Genomic DNA, 1,544 nt, shown 5'->3' with positions numbered 1-1,544 from the left:
CCCCCGCCCCGGCCGCGCCCGCCGCCGCGTCCAGCGGGAAGGTCAACCTGGACAAGGGCCGGGTCAGCCTCCAGAAGAACCAGACGGTCTCGCTCGTCAAGGGCGGCCGTCCGCTGCTCTCCCAGGTCAAGATGGGCCTCGGCTGGGAGCCCGCGTTCCGGGGCAAGAGCATCGACCTGGACGCCTCGGTGATCGCGTACGGCCCGCAGCGCAACCACCTGGACAGCTGCTACTTCGGCAAGCTCTCCATCCTGGGCGGCGCGGTCAAGCACTCCGGTGACAACCTCACCGGCGAGGGCGCGGGCGACGACGAGGTGATCGTCGTCGACCTCGGGCGCATCCCGGCCGACGCGACGGGCCTGGTCTTCACGGTGAACTCGTTCTCGGGCCAGAAGTTCACCGAGGTCGCCAAGGCGTACTGCCGGCTGATCGACGGGGCGACGGGCGAGGAACTGGTCCGCTTCGACCTGACCACCGCCGAGCCGCAGACGGGCGTGATGATGGCCAAGCTGATCAAGCAGTTCTCCGGGGAGTGGGAGATGACGGCGCTGGGGGCCTTTGTGAAGGCCCGGACGGTGCGCGGGATGGTGAAGCCGTCGGCCGAGGCGCTCTGACGCGGGGAGTCCGAGATGGGGTGTTGTTGACACCCCACAATCACTGCCGGACAAATCGATCCGTTCGGACCCTCGTCCCGGCCCCTCCCGGCTGGCAGGGTCGAGGGCATGAACGATCATGAAGATGTAGTGGTGACCGGGCTGGGAGCGATCACCCCGCTCGGCACGGATGCCGTGTCCACCTGGGCCGGTCTGCTCGCCGGCAAGTCCGGGGTCTCCCTGCTCACCGAGGAGTGGGCGGCGGACCTGCCGGTCCGGGTGGCGGCCGGGCTGCCCGTCGACCCGGCCTCCCTGCTCCCCCGGGTGGAGGCGCGGCGCCTTGATCGATGCGAACAACTGGCGCTGATCAGCTCCCGCGAGGCATGGCAGGACGCGGGCACCCCCGAGGTGGAGTCCGAGCGGCTGGCGGTGGTGATCGGCACCGGCACCGGCGGTGTACTGACCACGCTGGGCCAGGACGACACGTACGAGAAGAGCGGCGCGCGCAGACTCTCGCCGTACGCCGTGCCGATGCTGATGCCCAACGGGCCCGCGGCCTGGGTCTCCATGGACCTGAAGGCGCGGGGCGGGGCGCGCACGCCGGTGAGCGCCTGCGCGTCCGGGGCCGAGGCCATCGCGATGGGCCTCGACCTCATCCGCGCGGGCCGGGCCGACGTGGTGGTCGCCGGTGGCACGGAGGCGTGTCTGCACCCGTTCACGCTCGCCGCGTTCGCGCAGATGAAGGCGCTGTCGCCGCAGGAGCACGACCCCGAGGCGGTGTCCCGGCCGTTCGACGCGGACCGCAGCGGCTTCGTGATGGGCGAGGGCGCGGGCATCCTGGTCCTGGAGCGGGCCTCCTTCGCGCGGGCGCGGCGGGCACGGGTGTACGGGGCGGTGGCGGGGGCGGCCGTGACCTCCAGCGCCGACCACATCACCGCGTCGGACGTGGCG

At 71.9% G+C, this 1,544-nt stretch carries 2 protein-coding genes; both read left to right on the top strand.

The window, feature by feature from the left end:
- Positions 1 to 614, top strand: a 614-nt coding sequence (locus tag ACJA3G_RS36735) for a TerD family protein (RefSeq protein WP_406557352.1), incomplete at its 5' end; no start/stop codon positions are given.
- Between the two features lie 108 nt (positions 615 to 722).
- The coding region (locus tag ACJA3G_RS36730; protein ID WP_406557351.1) for a beta-ketoacyl-[acyl-carrier-protein] synthase family protein at positions 723 to 1,544 on the top strand (822 nt) is incomplete at its 3' end.

Source organism: Streptomyces sp. YS-3 (assembly GCF_045257485.1).
Taxonomy (GTDB): Bacteria; Actinomycetota; Actinomycetes; order Streptomycetales; family Streptomycetaceae; genus Streptomyces.
This window is presented reverse-complemented; position numbering and strand designations above follow the sequence as displayed.